We start from the raw sequence: 19,207 nt of genomic DNA, 5'->3' as shown, positions 1-19,207 counted from the left end.
CAGAGCGGCGAGGCGGCCGGTCCCTCGCGTGGCGAGGGACCGGCCGATCTGGAGCGTTACAGGCTCAGCAGAGCCAGGATCGCGTTCAACAGCGCGACTATCTGCGCGAGCGGCGCATTCAGGCCGCCGTTGAGCAGGCCGGCGATCGCGCACAACAGGTTGCCCAGCAGATTGCCCGGTCCGGAGATAGCGGTGATGTCCAGCACGACGGTGTTGAGGTGGACGGTCAGCCCGAGCAGATTGAGGTCCAGCGGGCCGAGCACCAGGTGCAGGATCGGACAGGCGGCCTGTGTGCTGACGTCGCCTGCCGGCAATTGCACCGGCAGGGTGACCGCGGTGTCGGCGGTGCCGACGTTGGAACCGGCTGCGTCGGTCAGCACGCTGTGCAACGTGCCGATGGCGACCACCTTGCCGTTCTGCGCGGCGAACCGCTTCGGTGTGAAGGTTCCCGTTACCGTGCCGCCGTTGCCGAAGGTGCCGTCGACGGCCGACGTCATGGTGCCGGCGGCGGCCTTCGGCGCCGGCGCGGCTACAGCCGGGGTGCCCACGACCGTGGCCGTGGCCGTGGCTGTGGTCAATGCGACTGTGCCGGCTAATGCGAGCCTGGCGATGATCCCGATGCGCATGTCCTGCTCCTTTAATTGACGAGCTTCTTTGTGCAGTATCTGCCCGTCGTGCTCTGCGGAAAACCTGGGGCGAGGAGCGGTGGATTCATATAGCAGGAACTAATCATCGTGATTGTTCGAGAAGAATCAGTTGGTGATTCTGGCACGTGGCCGTACGTCATCGTCCGTCAACGTCATCGACGTGCGGGGACAGTTTTTCACTTCGGCGAACTGGTTGCTGGTGCCGTTACTCATTTTCCGCCAGCTTTCACCGTCCAGCAGGGGCTGTCAAGTTTTAGAGGGCGGGAATGAGTCAATGACAAAAGTCATGTTTTTGTTCTGACAATAGTCACCCTTTCGCCGTGACAAAAGTAATTCGTCAACGCCTCTAACAATTGCCGGTTGCCGCCATGAGCCGTCAGGCGCACGCCGGGCACCAGCCGCGGACCGCGACGAGCGGTCGATGAGAGGCGAGCGCTGTCCCACTGCGGCAGCGCGAGCTCGGCGTACCGGGTGCCAGGGGTCGACAGGTTGAGCAGCGGGCGGCCCGGGACCGCAGCAGGTCAGTGAGGGTCCAAGCTCGTCGGCCCGCCTACGCCGGACCCAGCTCCCCGTACCGCCCCACGCGACGCGCCAGCAGCCACGACCACCGGACTGTCGCGCCCACGATGACCCGCATGAACGTCTGACGGTGACGCCATGCCTGGGCGGCACCGCCCGGGGAACGCCTGGGCCGAAGGCAGCCCACTGGTTCATATGATCCGCTACTCCTGCTCGGACGCGGCGAGATCGCACCGGTCACGCGCGAGATCATCCGCAAGCACGAGCCCGGCCAGCAGCGTCGCCCCGGCATCCACGTCGGCGCCTGAGGCAGCCGACGACGGCCGGCCGGGCCACAGTCGCGATCACTTCTCGGGTGTCAGCAGTTCCGTGGGCTCCGCCCGGATGGCGCCGGCAACGGTGGTGAAGGTCGGCACGATGTGCAGAACTCCGGCGGTACGGAGTGACTGCTGGAGTGCGTCGGTGGCGCCGGCCAGGCGCAGAGGGGTGGCCGGCGGGGCGGCTCGGCTGGCGCCGACCAGCACCGCGGCGCCCGCGGAGTCGCACTCCGATATCTGGGAAAGGTCAACGACAAGAGGGTGCCGTAGCTGGGTCAACAGGAGCGCCGCTCGGCGTTCGAATGTCAGGGTGTTGCCCGCCACCAAGGCTCCGCCGATGTGCAGGATCGTCGCACCGTCGCGTTCGGTGCAGTGGAGCAGGAGCTGTGTCGGGCTCATCGTTGCCTCCTTCGTCGGTGCCGGACGGGACTACATCACTCCTCTTCGATTCGAAGCCGGAGCTGACCCGGATGGGTTCGCGGGTACGGCTGCACTCCCGCTACAGCTCCTGCCGCCGCGGGCGTAACGTGTCCCGGACAGGTGTGACCGACCCGATGGAGGGTCGAGCCACCGGGTTGCATGGCGCCGGCCGCGTGGTTCGCGGCCAGCCACATCTTCGCGCCGGCGACGGCGAAGTCGTCCATCTCCGCCGGCGATGTCCTTGTCGACGGCCGGCCGGGCGCCGTCCGATGAGTACGGATCACCTCGGCGAGGTGCCGCAGCGATGCCGGGCGGCGCCGGCGGCGGGGCTCCGACCGGCCGGGCGGCGGTGTGTGGAGGCCGTCCCGGCCGGCTTTCGCAGTCGACCGGGGCCTTTCTAGAAGTACAGGTACGCCTTCATCACGAGCTGGCACAGGTAGTCGAAGCGGATGCCGTAGGTGGAATCCGGGTCGAACCGGGGCCAGCCGGAGGCCGGGTCGATGATGTAGACGATGCGGTTCGTGGGCTCGTATCCGTAGATGACGAACCAGTGGTCGACCTCGGACGTGTTGGTCCAGTCGTCCGGCTTGTACGGGCTGTTCGCCGGCACCACCACGTTCACGATCGGCGGCGTCCAGTTGCCGACACCGTTCTCGATCCGGCGCCAGAACTGCTCGCGCAGGGCGACCGAACTGCGCAGTCCGCCCCGGGACTGGACGTCCTCGAGGCCGTAGACGTTCTCCCCGAACCAGTGGTCCGCGCCGTTCAGCATCTGCCAGCGGTTGGTGCCGGCCGAGTCGGTGCCGACATACGACGCGATCGTTCCCTGGCTGGGCAGGCTGTCGTACCAGGCGGAGAGCGCGATCCGCAGGGCCGCCGGCCCGCACCAGTTGTTGTACGTCTGCTTCTGCCAGACCAGCGGGATCTTCACCGGTGCGGCGAGGGCCGCGCCGGGGAGACTCAGCGCACCCGTTCCGGCGGCGGCCGCCCCCAGCAGCGGAAGGGTGAGCAACCTGCGTCGGTTCATCGACGATCCTCTCGACGAATGTCGTCGGCGGTCGGGCGACCGCCGATGTCCACCCTGGAGGTCCAGCTGTCCCCGGCACAGCGTCATCTGTCGGCAGGACCAGCGGCGGGACAGATGAACCGCTCGGCGACGCTGCCCTCCGGCACGCTGTCCGACTGCTTCGGGCAGATAGTTGTTGGCCACCGTGCCGTCCGAGACTTCCTCGTGCTGGTCGTCTCCGTGATGGCATTGCGCCGGCATTCGGCCGCAGGTTGGCGACCGTGTCCTCCGAGGTGGGAGTCCATTCCCTCAGCGTCGCGGCCGCTGTTGCCCCTCGATCGATTCATATGTTGTCACGCCGGTCGTGGCTGCTCATCGTCCGGGAGCCGGCCGGGTGCGTCGCTGTCGCGGCAGGAGGCGCCGGTCAGCATACTGTTGGTCGCGTTGGTGATTACCGTGTCGAGCCGGTCGCGGGTTCGGATGAGATCGGTGATGCGCCGGTCGATCTGTTCGCGCTCGGCGGTCAACTGTGCGAGCAGTGCCGGGGTGGCGCGGTCACCGACGACGCATGGCAGCAGTTCGACGATGTTCTTGCTGGTCAGCCCAGCCTGGTACAACTGCTGGATCAGCTGAACCCGGTCGACCGCGCTCTCGGGGTAGCGGCGGTGGCTGCTGGAACCGCGTTCGGCGCTGAGCAGATTCTGCTGCTCGTAGTAGCGCAGCGCCCGGACACTGACACCGGTGCGGGCGGCCAGCTCACCGATACGCATCTCGACTCTTCCCCTACGACGTGGATCACGCGACTTGAATCTGACATCAACGTCACGTTCTAGCGTAGCGGCGGGCCGGCAAGCCGGCCCGGCCCACGTCCGGAAGGAATCCTCAGATGATCACGTACAAGACGACCGGTCTCACCGGTCCCGCGTCCGCGGCGACCGTGTCGGTCAAGCCGATCGTGCTGCCCGCGCCGGAGCGCGGCGAGGACTTGCAGGTACGCGTCTCGGCGCCGGTCACCGGCACCGGCCTGCCGATGGTGGTGTTCGCGCACGGATACGGCTCGAACCTCGACGGCTACGCACCGCTGGTCGACCACTGGGCAGCCCACGGCTTCGTGGTGGTTCAGGCCACCCATCTGGACTCGCGGCGCCTGGGCGTCGCCGCGGACCAGTCCCGCAAGCCGCACCTCTGGCTCTACCGCGTGCAGGACATGCAACGGATCCTGGACAACCTCGATGTCCTGGTCGCGTCGGTACCTGGGCTGGCCGGCCGGGTCGACCATGGTCGTATCGTCGCGGCCGGGCACTCCTTCGGCGGCCAGACCGCCGGCATCCTCGTGGGTCTGCGCGTCGCGGATCCGGTGACCGGCATCGCGCGGGACCTGTCCGATTCCCGCGTCATGGCGAGCATTCAGCTGGCCACCGCCGGCAGGGGCGGCGACGATCTGACCCCGTTCGCCCTCCAGGCCGCTCCCTGGCTGCGCGACCAGGACTTCTCGCACATCACCGCGCCCGGGCTCGTCGTCGCCGGCGACAAGGACGAAGTTCCGCTGTCCACCCGCGGTGCGTCCTGGACGACCGACCCGTACACCCTGGCCCGCGGCGACAAGAGCCTGCTGACCGTCTTCGGCGGCCAGCACTCGCTCGGCGGCATCTCCGGTTACGACGCGGCGGAGACCACCGACGAGCACCCCGGCCGGGTCGCGCTCATCCAGCAGGTCACCCTCGCCTACCTTCGCCACGTCACCGGCGTCGACCACACCGACTGGCAGACCGCCCAAGCCGTCCTGGCCGGTGACTCCCACGAACTTGGCCGGCTCGAAACCAAGTGAACAAGAACGGGCCACCGAAGTACTGCACGGAGATCGATGTCGATCGCAATGCCGAAGACCCGGTGCGGTCCTGGAACCTACGGATCAGAAGGTCAGGAGGCTTCATCGCCGTGACGCTGTCCGCTTCGCCGCGCTCGGCGCTTGTCCAGACAGCGTTCGCGACTGATGACGGCCGCTCAGCGGGGCAGATCGCGGGTCAGGACCTTGCCCGTCGCGTTGCGTGGCAAGGACGGGAGAAACACCACGTCGCGCGGTACGCAGAAGCGGGCCAGGTGACGGCGCACATGGTCGCGGACCTGCTCCGGGCCGAGGATCTCACCCGGCTGCGGCACCACGTACGCGGCCAGCCGCTCGCCGTACCGGGCGTCGGGCACGCCGATCACCGCCACCTCACGAATCTGGGGGAGGCCGGCGAGCAGGCTCTCCACTTCGGCGGGGAAGACGTTCTCGCCGCCGGACACGATCATGTCGTCCTCGCGGCCGTCGACGAAGACCCGCCCGGCCGCGTCGAGGTGGCCGAGGTCGCCGGTGGCCAGCAGGCCGTCGTGCCGTTCCCGGGGGGTGCCGTTGGAGTAGCCGTCGAAGAGCATCTCGTTGACGACGAAGAGCCGCCCGACCGTGCCGGTGGGTAGCGGCCGGCCGGCCTCGTCGAGCACCACGGTCCGGGTGCCGTGCGGCGGCCGGCCCGCCGTGTCCGGCGCTGCCCGCAGGTCGGCCGGGGTGGCGATGGACGCCCAGGACACCTCGGTGGAGCCGTACACGTTGTAGAGGACCTCGCCGTACCGGTCCATGACCCGGGTGGCCAACCCGCCAGGCAGCGCGGATCCGCTGACGGCGACGACCCGCAGCGGCGGGCGGGGGCCGGCCGGGACCTGCTCCATCAGCTGCTGCAGCATCACCGGGACCGCGATCATGGCGGTGCACTGTTCCCGCACCATCGCGGCCGACACGGCGACCGGCTCGAAGCGGCGGCGCAGCACGACGGTGGCCCGCAGCGCCAGCGCGATCTGCAGCCCGGCGTACCCCCAGGTGTGGAACAGCGGCGCGGCGATCAGCACGCGGTCGCCGGCGCGCAGCGGGATCCGGTCGATCATCGAGCACAGCGGGCCGAACCCGCCGGGCGTACGCCGCAGGGCGCCCTTGGGCACGCCGGTGGTGCCGGAGGTCAGCACGATCGTCCGTCCGGCGTGCTCCGGTGGGGTCAGCTCACCGGGCGGGGCCTCGTTGATCAGTTCGTCGAGCCGCGCCTCGCCGATGCCGTCGAGGCCCGTCGGCGGCTCGAACTCGTCGTCGTGGATCAGCGCCCGGAGCTCCTGCTCCCCGGCGACGGTGCCGAGCTGAGGTCCGGACAGCCCGGTGTTGATCAGCACCGCGTCGGCGCCGAGCGAAGTGACCGCGACCAGGGTCTCGATCATGGCGGCGGAGTTGCGGCAGAGCACTCCGACCCGGTCGCCGGGCTCGACGCGGACCGTGCCGCGCAGGGCGCGGGCCAGCCGCCCGGCCCGCTCGAGCAGGTCGCGGTAGGTCACCACGCGGCGCTCGTCGACGACGGCGACCCGTTCCGGGTCGCGGGCGGCGGCCTGCCGGAGCTCGCCGGCCAGGCCGAAGCCCCACCGGCGCAATGCGGTGAGCTGCCTGATCAGGTCGGCCGGTGGGCCGGGACGGAGCAGCCCCCGCCGGGCCAGCGTGGCGAGGACGAACGGGACGGCCATGCCGGTGCACCTCCAGGGGCGGGTCAGCGGATCGGCATCCCGGAGATCGCCCGGGCGATGACCAGCCGCTGGATCTCGGACGTGCCCTCGAAGATGGTGTAGATCTTGGCATCCCGGTACATCCGCTCGACCGGGTGATCGCGCAGGTAGCCGGCGCCGCCGAGGATCTGCACCGCCTTCTCGGTGACCGCGACGGCCACCTCGCCGGCCTTCAGCTTGGACATCGACCCCTCGCCGGCGGTGAACGGCCGGTCGTTGCGGCCCATCCACGCGGCCCGCCAGACCAGCAGCCGGGCGGCGTCGATCTCCATCTTCATGTCCGCGAGGGCGAACGCGATCGCCTGGTTCTCGATGATCGGCCGGCCGAACTGCACCCGGTCCTTGGCGTAGCCGAGCGCGTACTCGTAGGCGGCGCGGGCGATCCCGATCGCCTGGGCGCCGACCGCTGGGCGGGACAGCTCGAACGTGCGCATGGCGGCCTGCTTGCTGGCCCGCTGTCCCGAGCGGGCGCGGGCCAGGCGCTCGTCGAGTGCCTCCTTGCCGCCGAGCAGGCAGTTGCCGGGCACCCGTACGTCATCCAGGAAGACATCTGCGGTGTGCGAGGCCCGCAGACCGAGCTTCTTGAGCTTCTTCGTCCCGGCCAGGCCCGGCGTGCCGGGCGGGACGATGAAAGCGGCCTGGCCGCGCGAGCCCAGCTCCGGGTCGATCGAGGCGGTGACCACGTGGATGTCGGCGATGCCGCCGTTGGTGGCGTACGCCTTCTGCCCGTTGAGGACCCACTCGTCCCTGGCCTGGTCGTAGACCGCCCGGGTGCGCATCGAGGCGACGTCCGAGCCGGCCTCCGGCTCGGTGGAGCAGAACGCGCCGACCTTCGGGTCGGCGGTGTCACCGAAGCACTGCGGAACCCACTCGACGAGCTGCTCGGGGGTGCCGGAGCCGTAGATCGCGGCGACCGCGAGCGAGGTGCCGGAGATCGCCATGGCGATGCCGCCGTCGCCCCAGAACAGTTCCTCGTTCGCCAGCGGCAGGGAGAGCCCGGTCGGGTCGGACCAGGTGTTGATCAGGAACTCGAAGCCGTAGAGGCCGATCTTGGCCGCCTCCTGGATCACCGGCCACGGGGTCTCCTCGCGTTCGTCCCACTCGGAGGCGGCCGGACGGACGACGCCTTCGGCGAAGCCGTGCACCCACTCGCGCAGATCACGCTGCTCCTCGTTCAGATCGAGCCAGAACTCCACGGCCGGTCAGCCTTTCCTCGGAGAAACCTACTGGCGCGTTAAGTTACGGGGAGGATGCGTAGTCTGACAAGGGTGTCGACCACTCGCACCTTCAAGCGACTGCCCCGTGAGATCCGTGAGCAGCAGGTGCTCGACGCCGCGGTGCGGGTCTTCTCCCACCACGGCTTCCACACCGCGTCGATGGACGAGATCGCTGAGGTCGCCGGCGTCTCCAAGCCCATGGTCTACGCCTACCTGGGCACCAAGGAAGAACTGTTCATCGCCTGCCTGCGCCGGGAGGCCACCCGGCTGATGGAGGCGATCGCCGACGTGGTCGACCCCACCCTCGGCCTGAGCGACCAGCTGTGGTCGGGCCTGCGGGCGTTCTTCGCCTTCGTCGGCGCACACCGCGACGGCTGGGCCGTGCTCTACCGGCAGGCCCGTGGGCAGGAGCCGTTCGCCGCCGAACTGGCCGCCATGCGCCGGCGCATCGTCGACGTGATCGCCGACATGCTGGACCGGGCCGTGCGGGCCGAGGGGCGCCAGATCCACGCCATTGATCTCGAGGTCAGCGCGTACGCCCTGGTCGGTGCCGGGGAATCGCTCGCCGACTGGCTGGCCGATCACCCGGACGCCGACCCGGACAAGACCGCCGGCCGGCTGATGAACGTCGCCTGGCTGGGCGCCGCGCAGCTGCTCCGCGGCGATGTCTGGGCCCCGGGCGGCTCCGAGCCGCCGGTCACGTCCCGGGGCGCGGCGTGACCTCGGTGACCGAGCCGGCCAGGTGGGGGCGGCCGGAGTCCGCCGCACGCAGGGTGAATTCCCAGCCGCCGCCGGCGGTTCGCGCCGCGGCGAAGTCGACCGTCGCCGGCAGCAGGATGGGCAACTTGAAGACGACATCCACGCTGTAGGCCGGCGGCAGCCGCCCGTCGAGGGCGGCCAGACATCGTGCCTTGGTCCACATCCCGTGCGCGATCGGGCGGGGGAAGCCGAACAGGCGCGCGCCCAGCCGCGAGGTGTGGATCGGGTTGTGGTCGCCGGAGACAGCGGCGTAGTCGCGACCCACCCGGGCCGGGACCCGCCGGCGCGCGGTGGCGGCCGGCCCGGTCGGTCGGTCCCCCCGGCTGCCGCCGCCCTCGCCCGGTCGATCTTTGCGGAGGTACGTGGAGACGCCGCGCCACGCCTCCTCCCCGTCGACAGTCGCCGAGCTGATGACGTCGAACTGCTGTCCCCGCTCGTGCGGGCGCGGGCCGGCCGCCCGCACGGACAGGTCGAGCCGGCTCCCGGCGTCGATCGGCCGGCGCACCGTGATCCGGTTCGCGACGTGCACCAGGCCGGCGAGCGGGAACGGGAAGTCCGGGGCGGACATCAGCCGCATCGCGAGCGGCGCGGCCAGCACGTGCGGATAGGTGGCCGGCAGCGCGTCGGCGAGCCGGAAGCCGCAGACCCGGTCGTAGCGAACGAGATGCTCGCGGTCGATGACCGCCTCGCGGCGGATCACCATACGGTCGGGCAGCGCGGTGCCGCGGCGGCGGGGGAGCAGGCCAAGAGCGATCCGGGCGTACGAGGGTCCGGGCCGCCCGGTCAGATCAACCACCATGTCATGCCCCCAACAGGCTCTGGCCGCAGACCCTGACCACGGTGCCGGTGACCGTGCCGGAGCCGGGCGAGGCATACCAGGCGATGGTCTCCGCCACGTCGATCGGCAGGCCGCCCTGCGTCATGCTGTTCATCCGCCGGCCGGCCTCGCGCAGCAGCACCGGCATCCGGGCGGTCATCGCGGTCTCGATGAAGCCGGGCGCGACCGCGTTGATGGTGATCCCTCGACCGGCCAGATCCGGGGCGCACGACTGCACCAGGCCGATCACGCCCGCCTTGGCGGTGGCGTAGTTGGTCTGGCCCCGGTTGCCGGCAATCCCGGCGATCGAGGCGACGCCGACGATCCGGCCACCGTCACCGATCACCCCGCGATCCACCAGGACGTCGTTGATCCGCTCCGGGCCGGCCAGGTTCACGTCGAGCACCGAGTCCCACCGGGCGGCGTCCATCCGGGCGATCGTCTTGTCGCGGGTGATCCCGGCGTTGTGCACCACGACGTCGACCCCGCCGGTCAGGTGGGCGGCCAGTCGCTCCCCGGAGGCCGGCGCGGTCAGGTCCAGTTGCAGGGCCCGGCCGCGTACCTCGTTGGCCACGTCGGCCAGAGCGTCGCCGGCGGCCGGCACGTCCAGCGCGATCACCTCGGCGCCGTCGCGGGCCAGCACCCGCGCGGTGGCCGCTCCGATGCCCCGGGCCGCTCCCGTGACCAGGGCGACCTTGCCGGCCAGCGGCCGGTCCCAGTCGGCCGGCGCGGTCGCCGGGCCGGCGCCGACCCGGATCACCTGACCCGAGACGTACGCCGAACGCCCGCTGAGCAGGAAGCGCAGTGTCGACTCGATGGCCTCCTCGCCGCCCGGTGCCACGTAGACGAGTTGCGCGGTGACACCGCGGCCGAACTCCTTGCCGATGCTGCGGACCAGCCCTTCCAGCGCACGCTGCGCGGTCGCCTCCCGCGCCGAGCCGCACAGCTCGGGCGCGGTGCCCAGCACGACCACCCGGCCGGAGCCGAGCACCGAGCGGGCCGCCGGGTGGAAGAAGTCGTAGAGCGCCCGCAGCCCGGCCGAGTCGCGGACCCCCGTAGCGTCGAAGATCAGCGCGCCGTAGCGGGTGCCGCCCTCAATGCCGCCGCGCACGTCGGTGCCGGCCCGGTCGAGCAGGTCGCGGACCGGGCAGCCCAGCCGCCCGCCGGGCGCCGCACCCAGCAGCACCGGTCCAGGCGCGAGGGGAGCACCCGGTTCGTGGCGGCGCAACCGGGGCGGATCGGGAAGCCCCAGCCGCCGCACCACGGTTCGGCCCAGGCCGGTGTTCGTGAAGGTCGCGTATGTGTCACCCATGCGAGTAACCTACTCGCCAGTAGATTACTGACAAGCTCCCGGAGGAGTGCCGTGCGGAACACGCGCCGCGTCGCCGTCCTGGGTGGAAACCGGATCCCGTTCGCCCGGTCCGGCAGCCGCTACGCCCACGCCACCAACCAGGACATGCTGACCGCCGCCCTGGACGGGCTGGTCGCCCGGTTCGGGCTGGCCGGGCGGCGGGTCGGCGAGGTGGTCGCCGGCGCGGTGCTCAAGCACTCGCGCGACTTCAACCTCACCCGCGAGGTCGTCCTCGGCTCCCAGCTCGACCCGCACACCCCGGCGTACGACATCCAGCAGGCCTGCGGCACCGGGCTGCAAGCCGTCATCCTGGTCGCCAACAAGATCGCGCTGAGTCAGCTGGAGGTCGGTATCGCCGGCGGGGTGGACACCACCTCGGACGCGCCGCTGCAGCTCAACGAGGACATGCGGCGGGCGCTGCTGGAGCTCAACCGGGCCCGCGGCCTCGGCGCCCGGCTCCGGGCCGCCGCCAAGCTCCGTCCCCAGCAGGCCTTCCGTCCGGAGATTCCGCGCAACGCCGAGCCGCGCACCGGGCTGTCGATGGGTGAGCACGCCGCCCTCACCGCGTTGCACTGGAACGTCGACCGCGAGTCGCAGGACGCCCTGGCCCTCACCTCACACCAGCGCCTCGCCGCCGCGTACGACCGGGGCTTCTTCGACGACCTGGTCACGCCGTACCTGGGGCTGACCCGGGATCAGAACCTGCGCCCGGACACCAGCCTGGACCGGCTGGCCGCGCTCAAGCCGGTCTTCGGCGCCCGCGGGGCCACCATGACCGCGGGCAATTCGTCGCCCCTGACCGACGGCGCGTCGACCGTGCTGCTGGCCTCCGAGGAGTGGGCGCAGGCGCACTCGCTGCCGGTGCTGGCCTACTTCACCGACTGCGAGACCGCCGCCGTCGACTTCGTGCTCGGCGACGAGGGACTGCTGATGGCGCCCGCGTACGCCGTACCCAGGATGCTCGCCCGCCATGGCCTGACCCTGCAGGACTTCGACTTCTACGAGATCCACGAGGCGTTCGCCTCGCAGGTGCTGGCCACCCTGGCCGCCTGGGAGTCGCCCGAGTTCAGCAAGGAACGGCTGGGCCTGGACGCTCCGCTCGGCTCGATCGACCGGGACCGGCTCAACGTCAACGGCTCATCGCTGGCGGCCGGCCACCCGTTCGCCGCGACCGGCGGCCGGATCGTGGCGAACCTGGCCAAGCTGCTCGCCGAGAAGGGCTCCGGCCGTGGTCTGATCTCCATCTGCGCCGCCGGCGGCCAGGGCGTGGTCGCCATCCTGGAACGCTGACCTCCCGCGGCGGAGTCAACCGCAGCTGGAGGTCCGCGCCTCCCCGTTGAAGGTGTCGATGTTCTCCACCCTCCAGGATCCGTCCTGGCGCACCGCGTTGACGGCGAACATCGCGCCCGCGGTGGAGGTCTGTTTCGTGGCGGTGCTGGTGTCGCTCTGGGTGGCGAAGACGAGCACTCGCGCCCGGTTGCCGGTCAACATCTGCACCCCGCTGTTGGTGACCGTGACCGTGACGACCAGCCGCTGCTGGGGCGCATGTTGCCGGACCACCGCGAACAGCTGGTCGTACTGGCAGACAGCCTTACCGGTCAGCAGGCTCCGGGCGGCCTGCTGGGTCTTGTCGAGGTCGTTGTAGTTGTACGAGAAGAGCGTGTTGACCGCGGTGGCGACCTGACCGTTCGCCTCGCTGGTGGCGGCGTTGTCGGTCAGCGCGATGTTGGTGCCCGCCGCGGCGCGCACCTGGTGGGCCTGCTGGGCGAACCACGCGGCCAGTCCACTCAGGACCAGAGCGCACGCGCCGAGCACCAAGACCTGTGTCATGGGCCGCCGGAGGGCAGACTGTGCAGCCGGGGGCTCCGGTTGCGTCGCCGAGGATTCCGGTTGCGCGGGTGGGGGTTCCGATGGCGGCGGGGTGGGATCGGTGAGCGGCCGGCGGCGCACCATCCGCCGGGAAACGGACCGCCGAGGTGGGCGGGTGGGTGTCGGCATGCGTGCTGGTTCCTTCCGTACGCGGGCTCAGGCCGCGGAAACCGGTACCTGTCCGATCGAGCTGAGCTTCCAGGTCGACCCGGTCCGCGTGAGCTGGCCCGCCAGCCGTTCCCGCTTGGTGGTCGGCTTGCCGGTCGCCGGGGTCACCGTCAACTCGATGCCCACGATGACGCTCGCCTTGCCGGCACGCTCGTCCAGCTCGGTCACCGCGCCGTCGAGGATCTTCGCCGTGGTGATGGTCTTCGCCTTCTGGATCTGCGTGAGGAAGTTCTGGCGGCCCTGGTTGAGCTGATCGCGCAGGGTGCCGGTGGTGGAGTCGATCCAGAGATTGATGCCGCTCCCAGCCGTGCGGTAATCCAGCGTGTTGAGATTCTGGATCGCCTGCTCGGCGGCGCGCAGCACCTCGTCGCGGGTCTGTGAATACCGCAGCGAGTCGTCGTGCGCCGCCGACCACCACGACCAGCCGGTCCACCCGGCGGCGCCGGCGGCGATCAGAGCGAGGACGAGAGCCAGCACCACCAGCAGGTGGTGGGGACGCGTCTCGCGGGTAACGGTCATTTGACAACTCCGTTGGCCCGCTCGTGCAGCCGGCGGGCCCGCAGCACCAGTTCCATGGCGAAGCGGGAGTCGGGATCGTCGAGCTGGTCGCCGAGACTCTGCTCGAGCTGACGCATGCGGTAGCGGACGGTCTGCGGATGCACGCTCAGTCGCTCGGCGATCTTGGCCGCCGAGCCGCGCGCGTCCAGCCAGGCCTCGAGCGTCTCGACCAACCGCTCCCGGCGGTGCGGGCTCATCTTCCGCACGGCGACGAATTCGCGGTCGGCGAGCTGCTCGACGAGCGCCCAGTCGGAGAACAGCAGCATCTCGCAGAGATGGTCCTCGCACAGAATCACCGGCCCGGCATCGATCGCGCCGGACTCGGCCAGCGCAAGCGCCTGCCGGGCCCAGCGCAGCGAGTCCGCTGCCGCGCTCAGCCGCACCCGGGGACCGATGGCCAAGCGACTGCCGGGGAACTCCGCGACCAGGCGGGTCCGGCGGTCCGCCGAAGGCCGGCCGGGCACGAGCAGGTATGGCTCGACGCTGTCCAGGTCGGACAACACGTCATCCTTGGGCGGCGTCGCATCCCGGTTGCGGAGGCACACCGCGATCATGGTGACTTCGTCGGGCACCGTCCAGCCGGCCAGGTTGGCCAGGTCCTTCACCGCGCTCTCGGGCGCGGGCGGGGACTCCAGGATCAGCCGAAGCAGCCGGCGGCGCCATTGGTTCAGCGCGTCGGCGTTGCGTGCCTTCGCCTCCATGTACCCCTCGACGGACAGTGTGGCCAACTGGTCGATGTAGCCGAGCAACGTGTCGGCGAGCTGGAACATGGTCGACGACAGCAGGCCTTCCCGTCGGCCCACCTTCACGGCCCGTTGCCAGGCCAGCCGGGCGCCGACCCGGTATGCCGCCTGGAGGCTGTCCAGGCTGCGGTCCTCGTTCGCCTCGTACCGGCCGAGCCGCCGGAACACCCCGTCCCAGCCCTCGTGGGAGGCGGACGGGTCCGCGATCTGGTCGATGAAGGACTCGAGCGCGTGCTCGACGCCCAGCCGCATGGCCTGGCCGTACGGGCCGTCCATCGGGCGGGCGTACTCGGGAATGGTCTCGCGGATCTCGGTGATGATCTCGGTGGCCAGGCTCGGCAGTTCGGCCCGCATGATGACGGCCAGGTGGCGGGGGAGCACCTCCGGCGGCTTCGCCCGGCTGCTCCTCGTGGCGTGGCTGTCGGCCTGCAGTGGACGGGTCATCGACGTCTGCCCCTTTCCGACACCAGGCGGCCGGTTCGACGTGGCATCGAACATAGTCCATGTCGGTCGACTTGGCGCAAGTTGCCCTCTATACCGGTCATAGCTAACAAACCCGACAAGCTGCTCCGGGCCCCGCCCCGGGGCCGAATTGCGCGTGCCGTGACAATCCGCGTCGGCACTTCGTGCTGGAAGTGATAAGAAACGGCGGCCCGCCGGGCACCCGAGCAATTCATCGGCGTCTCTGCTTGTGGCCCTTTGTAACCCGTCAGTAACATACCGCCGAGGCCGACTCCGAGCTACTGACGGCCCGCTATTCCAGGTCCTGCCGACGGCGCCGGGCGGACTCGGGAAGGGGTCCGCGGAGCGGGCTACAGCCAGGCCCGGCGACCATTCGGTCGCGGGCATTTCCCCAGGAGAGTGCCAATGCGCGTACGGAAAGCAAGTGTTCTCCTCGTCGCGGCGATGGCCGCGTCGGCAGTCGGCGTCAGTGCCTCACCAGCCGCCGCCGCAGCCGACATCAACGCCACCTATCCGATCAACGGCGTCAGCCACATCAACTCCAACGACTCCGACCTGCCGCTGGGTCCGGGCAGCCTGCACGCGACCGTCGACCTGGATAGCGGCGCACTCACCGCGAGCGTCTCCCTGCCCCCGGCCACCGGGAACTTCAAGGAACTCGGCATCATCCCGGTGAGCGCGACGGTCGAGTTCACCGAGGCGGAGCCGACCACCGGATCGCTGAACCTCGACACCGGCGCGATGCAGAGCACGTCGCACATCACCCTGCGGCTGACTCGCCTCACCATCGCCGGCCTGCCCGCTCCGGTCGGCAGCCGCTGCCAGACCGTCCGGCCGGCCGAGATCCCCTTGGCCTCGCAGTCCGGGTTCAGCGTGCTGCGCGGTGGCGTCGTCTCCGGGACGTACACCATCCCGCCGTTCGAGCACTGCCTGCTGAACACCGGGCTGATCAACCTGACCATCCCGGGGCCGGGTAACACGCTCACCCTGACCCTCGGCCCGGCCGTCCTCGGCTGAGCCGGCAGTGCATCCCCCACTGAGGAGGCAAAGATGAGAATGCGCACCCGCGTGACCCGCATCCTGTTCTCGAGTGCCGCTGCGACCAGCGCGGCGGTCCTGATCGGCGCCGGCGCGGTCCACGCCGCCGACACCGCGGCCACCATCACCGTCACCAACCCGGCGGCGGGCGGCTCGTACGGCGCCGTCACCTCGCACAGCTCGTTCCTGGATCTCAACACCGGCATCTCGCTGACCTGTACGAGCGGCGGCGGCCAGAACTACGGCTCGCAGGCCACCGGTGCGCTGCCCAGCCAGTCGGGCGTCGCGCTGCCGGCCACATTCGCCACCGGCGTCGGGAGCCTGCTGTTCAACACCGCCGGCGGCTGCACCAGCCTGCTCGGCTCGGTGACCTCGATCGCGACGGACACGCCGTACGAGATCGTCATCCAGAACTACCCGGGCGTGAAGTCCGACGGCGTCACCCCGGCGAACGGGGACGGCTACATCCACATCAAGAATGTCAACGTGTCCATGCCGGCCTGCTCGTTCACCGTCTCGGGCGACGCGCCGGTGTACTACGACAACGCCACCCAGTCGTTGAACGTCACTCCGGACATCGCGCCGGAGTACGGCACCTCCACCACCGGCGACGTCACGCTGCCGGACGGGCCGTTGACGATCAACAACGTTCGCGGCTGCCTCGGTGAGGTGCAGAACGGTGACATCGGCGCCTACTACGCCACCGCTGACGCCGAGGACCCGTTCGGCAACGACACGCCGTACGTGCTCGACTCTGCCCTGCAGATCACGGCGCCGTAGTCCGGATCGGAAGCGCCGCCGCGCCCCGGACGCCCCGGCGACCAGGGCGCGGCCCCACCGACGGGGGAGACTCCTTGCTGGGTAACAGCATTCGCTGGCTGACCCGCGCGGCCACAGTCGCGGTGCTGCTCGCGGCAGCGGGCACGCTGACCTCGGCCGCGCCGGCCAGCAATCACCGGGCCGGTCGCGCCGCTCCGGCCGGTCCGCTCACGGCGGCCCGGGCCGCGCCACCCACCCCGCCCGCGTGCAGCGCGTTCCAGGTGCCGGGCCAGATCCAGCAGCTGGGTTGCGCGTACGTGGTCGGCTACTCCAACGTCACCAAGCTGGACGGCGCCGCTCTGCTCGGCTCGCCCGACCCGGCCCTGGCCAGCGTGGTCATCACCGCGAACCGGAGCTTCTGCGTGCCGTCCACCATCCCGCTCGGCCTGTGCGTCATCCGCGGCGGCGTCCGGCACACCGTGACCGACTACCAGTTCATGCTGGAGCCGAACGGCATCACCCCGGGCCTGTCCGAGGGGGAGTTCCCGCCGGCCACCGCGACGTTCCTGACGTTCGGTTTTGTCCCGGTCAGCGCGACCATGCACCTCAGCCTGGTCGGTCCCATCACCGGCTCGGCGGAGACCACGCAGGCGAACGGCCAGCACACCCTCGTCTCGACCACGCTGTCCGGCCGGATCTCGATCCGGCTCACCGACGTCAAGGTGAACGGCGTGCCGCTCGCCGCGGGCGCGGACTGCCACACGATCGAGCCCGAGACCGCCAACTTCACCCTCGTCGGATCGGGCGACAACAGCACCATCCCGCCGACCGGCTACACCGTCGCCCGCGGTGGACCGCTTACCGGTACGACCACCATCCCCGCGTTCACCGGCTGCCGGGGCGCCGACGGGGAGGATCTGAACCCGTTGTTCACCGCGCCGCTGTCGGGGCCGGACAACTACGTCAAGATGATCCAGGGGAACCTCTGCTCCCCGGAGACCGCCGGCGCCAACGGATGTCCGCCCGAGATACCGGTGCCGCAACGATGACGCCTTTGTCGTCGATTGACAATCTTGCCATTGGCTCTTGTCTATCTGTGACAAGTTCGGCCGGGTAAAAGCCGTCCGGCGATCGTCGTCTTGTGCCGTGATGTTGCCGGAAGTAACGTGCCGGCAAGAACGTACTGCCGAGTAACCTTCCTCCCCGATAGGCCGGAGACTGCAATGGGCATCGAAGTGGAGGCCGACGGTCTGACGAAGTCCTTCGGTCGGCACACGGTGTGGCGAGACGTCTCATTGACCCTGCCGGCCGGCGAGATCTCGGTCATGCTCGGTCCTTCCGGCACCGGAAAGACGGTCTTTCTCAAAACCCTCGTCGGCCTGGTCCGGCCCGAGCGCGGCCGGGTCGTGATCAACGGCGTGGACATCGTCTCCTGCCGGGAGCGCCAGCTCTACCGCACCCGGCGGCTGATGGGGGTGATGTTCCAGGACGGCGCGCTGTTCGGCTCGATGAACCTGTACGACAACATCGCCTTCCCACTGCGCGAGCACACCCGCCGCAACGAACGCCAGATCCGGTCCATCGTCGAGGAGAAGATGGCGATGGTCGGCCTGAGCGGAGCCGAGTCCAAGCTGCCCGGCGAGATCTCCGGGGGTATGCGCAAGCGCGCCGGCCTGGCCCGCGCGCTGGTCCTCGACCCCGAGTTCATCCTGTGCGACGAACCCGACTCCGGGCTGGATCCGGTGCGCACCGCGTACCTGTCACAGCTGTTGATCGACCTCAACGCGCAGATCGACGCGACCATCCTGATCGTCACCCACAACATTCAGATGGCTCGGACCGTGCCGGACAACATCGGCATGCTGTATCGCCGGCAACTGGTCACCTTCGGCCCTCGCGAGGTGCTGCTCACCAGCGACGAACCGGTGGTGGCGCAGTTTCTCAACGGCCGGCGCAGCGGGCCCATCGGTATGTCCGAGGAGAAGGACGCGGCGGCCACCGCCGCGGAGGCGATGGCTGAACCCGATTTGGACGATGTCCGCGGCGTCGTACCGCAGCTGACGCCGACTCCGGGCCAGCCGTACCGGCAGGCGGCCGCGCGTCGGCAGGAGCGGGTGATGCGGATCCTGCACCAGCTACCACCCGCGGCCCAGCAAGGCATCCTGGCCGGCCGCACTGAGGTGTCCCATGAACGCACTGGCTGAAACCGGCCGGGTGTTCACGCTGGCGGCTCAGGTGGCCCGCATGTCGTTCACCACCCGGCCGCAGGTCCGCGAGACCGTCGAGCAGTTCTGGTTCATCGCCAGCGTGACGATCCTCCCGGCGGCGCTGGTCTCGATCCCGTTCGGCGCGGTCATCGCCCTGCAGGTCGGTTCGCTGACCCGGCAGCTGGGTGCGGAGTCGTTCACCGGGGCGGCCAGCGTGCTGGCCATCGTTCAGCAGGCCAGTCCACTGGTCACCGCGCTGCTCGTGGCCGGCGCCGGTGGCTCGGCCATCTGCGCCGACCTGGGCGCTCGCACCATCCGGGAGGAGATGGACGCGATGGAGGTGATGGGCATCTCGCCGGTCCAGCGCCTGGTCGTGCCCCGGGTGCACGCCGCCATGGGCGTCGCCGTGCTGCTCAACGGGCTGGTCTCCACCGTCGGTGTCGTCGGCGGGTACTTCTTCAACGTCATCATGCAGAACGGCACGCCAGGGGCGTACCTGGCCAGCTTCTCCGCCCTGGCGCACCTGCCGGACCTGTGGGTCAGCGAGATCAAGGCGCTCATCTTCGGCTTCATCGCCGGGGTGGTCGCGGCCAACCGGGGAATCTCCGCCAAGGGTGGCCCCAAGGGGGTGGGTGACGCGGTGAACCAGTCCGTCGTACTGGCGTTCCTCCTGCTGTTCTTCGTCAACCTGGTGATCACGGCCATCTACCTGCGCGTCGTACCGCCGAAGGGTGCATGAGGTGACACACGCATCGGGCACGCGGGGACCGT

General features: G+C 70.1%; 19 protein-coding genes. 8 read left to right on the top strand and 11 right to left on the bottom strand.

Translation table 11 applies throughout. The features are described from left to right. Positions 1 to 56: 56 nt before the first annotated feature. The 4 genes from ACZ6S4_RS01425 to ACZ6S4_RS01410 all read right to left on the bottom strand — a co-directional run bounded on the left by ACZ6S4_RS01425 (position 57) and on the right by ACZ6S4_RS01410 (position 3,679). Positions 57 to 626: a hypothetical protein gene (locus ACZ6S4_RS01425; protein ID WP_465472970.1), complete on the bottom strand. Its 570-nt coding sequence runs from the start codon at positions 624 to 626 to the stop codon at positions 57 to 59. 884 nt (positions 627 to 1,510) lie between these two features. Beyond that, positions 1,511 to 1,882: an STAS domain-containing protein gene (locus ACZ6S4_RS01420; protein WP_465472969.1), complete on the bottom strand. Its 372-nt coding sequence runs from the start codon at positions 1,880 to 1,882 to the stop codon at positions 1,511 to 1,513. A gap of 418 nt (positions 1,883 to 2,300) precedes the next feature. Then, complete coding sequence (locus tag ACZ6S4_RS01415; RefSeq protein WP_465472968.1) at positions 2,301 to 2,930, bottom strand: C39 family peptidase; 630 nt, start codon at positions 2,928 to 2,930, stop codon at positions 2,301 to 2,303. Positions 2,931 to 3,262: 332 nt separating this feature from the next. Beyond that, entirely contained in the window at positions 3,263 to 3,679 is a 417-nt protein-coding gene (locus tag ACZ6S4_RS01410) for a MerR family transcriptional regulator (protein ID WP_465472967.1), read from the bottom strand. Between the two features lie 116 nt (positions 3,680 to 3,795). Here ACZ6S4_RS01410 and ACZ6S4_RS01405 point away from each other — a divergent pair, with 116 nt between their 5' ends. Continuing rightward, positions 3,796 to 4,737: an alpha/beta hydrolase family protein gene (locus ACZ6S4_RS01405; RefSeq protein ID WP_465472966.1), complete on the top strand. Its 942-nt coding sequence runs from the start codon at positions 3,796 to 3,798 to the stop codon at positions 4,735 to 4,737. A 176-nt stretch (positions 4,738 to 4,913) separates the two neighbouring features. Here ACZ6S4_RS01405 and ACZ6S4_RS01400 read toward each other — a convergent pair whose 3' ends face one another. Both ACZ6S4_RS01400 and ACZ6S4_RS01395 read right to left on the bottom strand, forming a co-directional pair. Continuing rightward, positions 4,914 to 6,449, bottom strand: coding sequence for an AMP-binding protein (locus ACZ6S4_RS01400; protein WP_465472965.1), 1,536 nt, complete (start codon positions 6,447 to 6,449; stop codon positions 4,914 to 4,916). Between the two features lie 23 nt (positions 6,450 to 6,472). After that, positions 6,473 to 7,684, bottom strand: coding sequence for an acyl-CoA dehydrogenase family protein (locus ACZ6S4_RS01395; protein WP_465472964.1), 1,212 nt, complete (start codon positions 7,682 to 7,684; stop codon positions 6,473 to 6,475). A gap of 72 nt (positions 7,685 to 7,756) precedes the next feature. Here ACZ6S4_RS01395 and ACZ6S4_RS01390 point away from each other — a divergent pair, with 72 nt between their 5' ends. Beyond that, complete coding sequence (locus tag ACZ6S4_RS01390) at positions 7,757 to 8,425, top strand: TetR/AcrR family transcriptional regulator (RefSeq protein ID WP_465472963.1); 669 nt, start codon at positions 7,757 to 7,759, stop codon at positions 8,423 to 8,425. On the opposite strand, the gene ACZ6S4_RS01385 is transcribed toward ACZ6S4_RS01390, so the two are convergent. Continuing rightward, on the bottom strand, positions 8,403 to 9,263 hold the full coding sequence (locus tag ACZ6S4_RS01385; RefSeq protein ID WP_465472962.1) for a MaoC/PaaZ C-terminal domain-containing protein: 861 nt from the start codon (positions 9,261 to 9,263) through the stop codon (positions 8,403 to 8,405). The genes ACZ6S4_RS01390 and ACZ6S4_RS01385 overlap by 23 nt on opposite strands. A 1-nt stretch (position 9,264) precedes the next feature. Next, on the bottom strand, positions 9,265 to 10,593 hold the full coding sequence (locus ACZ6S4_RS01380; protein ID WP_465472961.1) for a 3-oxoacyl-ACP reductase: 1,329 nt from the start codon (positions 10,591 to 10,593) through the stop codon (positions 9,265 to 9,267). 51 nt (positions 10,594 to 10,644) lie between these two features. On the opposite strand from ACZ6S4_RS01380, the gene ACZ6S4_RS01375 reads away from it, so the two are divergent. Beyond that, on the top strand, positions 10,645 to 11,922 hold the full coding sequence (locus ACZ6S4_RS01375) for an acetyl-CoA C-acetyltransferase (RefSeq protein WP_465472960.1): 1,278 nt from the start codon (positions 10,645 to 10,647) through the stop codon (positions 11,920 to 11,922). A gap of 15 nt (positions 11,923 to 11,937) precedes the next feature. Here the strand turns inward: ACZ6S4_RS01375 and ACZ6S4_RS01370 are convergent, their stop codons facing one another. The 3 genes from ACZ6S4_RS01370 to ACZ6S4_RS01360 all read right to left on the bottom strand — a co-directional run bounded on the left by ACZ6S4_RS01370 (position 11,938) and on the right by ACZ6S4_RS01360 (position 14,414). Next, positions 11,938 to 12,462, bottom strand: coding sequence for a hypothetical protein (locus ACZ6S4_RS01370; protein ID WP_465472959.1), 525 nt, complete (start codon positions 12,460 to 12,462; stop codon positions 11,938 to 11,940). A gap of 195 nt (positions 12,463 to 12,657) precedes the next feature. Then, positions 12,658 to 13,188 carry a hypothetical protein gene (locus tag ACZ6S4_RS01365; RefSeq protein WP_465472958.1) on the bottom strand — a complete coding sequence of 177 codons (531 nt, stop codon included), beginning with the start codon at positions 13,186 to 13,188 and terminating at the stop codon, positions 12,658 to 12,660. Continuing rightward, positions 13,185 to 14,414 (bottom strand): PucR-like N-terminal domain-containing protein, encoded by a 1,230-nt coding sequence (locus tag ACZ6S4_RS01360; RefSeq protein WP_465472957.1) that lies wholly within the window; start codon positions 14,412 to 14,414, stop codon positions 13,185 to 13,187. The genes ACZ6S4_RS01365 and ACZ6S4_RS01360 overlap by 4 nt, the downstream gene beginning before the upstream one ends. A 423-nt stretch (positions 14,415 to 14,837) precedes the next feature. On the opposite strand from ACZ6S4_RS01360, the gene ACZ6S4_RS01355 reads away from it, so the two are divergent. The 5 genes from ACZ6S4_RS01355 (at position 14,838) to ACZ6S4_RS01335 (ending at position 19,175) form a co-directional block, all read left to right on the top strand. Then, positions 14,838 to 15,449 carry a hypothetical protein gene (locus tag ACZ6S4_RS01355; protein WP_465472956.1) on the top strand — a complete coding sequence of 204 codons (612 nt, stop codon included), beginning with the start codon at positions 14,838 to 14,840 and terminating at the stop codon, positions 15,447 to 15,449. A 33-nt stretch (positions 15,450 to 15,482) separates the two neighbouring features. Beyond that, positions 15,483 to 16,250 (top strand): hypothetical protein, encoded by a 768-nt coding sequence (locus ACZ6S4_RS01350; protein ID WP_465472955.1) that lies wholly within the window; start codon positions 15,483 to 15,485, stop codon positions 16,248 to 16,250. Between the two features lie 74 nt (positions 16,251 to 16,324). After that, on the top strand, positions 16,325 to 17,278 hold the full coding sequence (locus ACZ6S4_RS01345) for a hypothetical protein (protein WP_465472954.1): 954 nt from the start codon (positions 16,325 to 16,327) through the stop codon (positions 17,276 to 17,278). Between the two features lie 174 nt (positions 17,279 to 17,452). After that, a complete protein-coding gene (locus tag ACZ6S4_RS01340; RefSeq protein ID WP_465472953.1) occupies positions 17,453 to 18,433 on the top strand; it encodes an ABC transporter ATP-binding protein in 981 nt (326 codons plus the stop codon). Continuing rightward, positions 18,417 to 19,175: an MlaE family ABC transporter permease gene (locus tag ACZ6S4_RS01335; RefSeq protein WP_212990756.1), complete on the top strand. Its 759-nt coding sequence runs from the start codon at positions 18,417 to 18,419 to the stop codon at positions 19,173 to 19,175. The genes ACZ6S4_RS01340 and ACZ6S4_RS01335 overlap by 17 nt, the downstream gene beginning before the upstream one ends. Positions 19,176 to 19,207 lie beyond the last annotated feature (32 nt).

This window comes from Actinoplanes sp. NPDC051405 (assembly GCF_055586185.1).
Note: the sequence above shows the minus strand (reverse complement) of the source record. Positions and strands in the feature narration are given on the sequence as shown.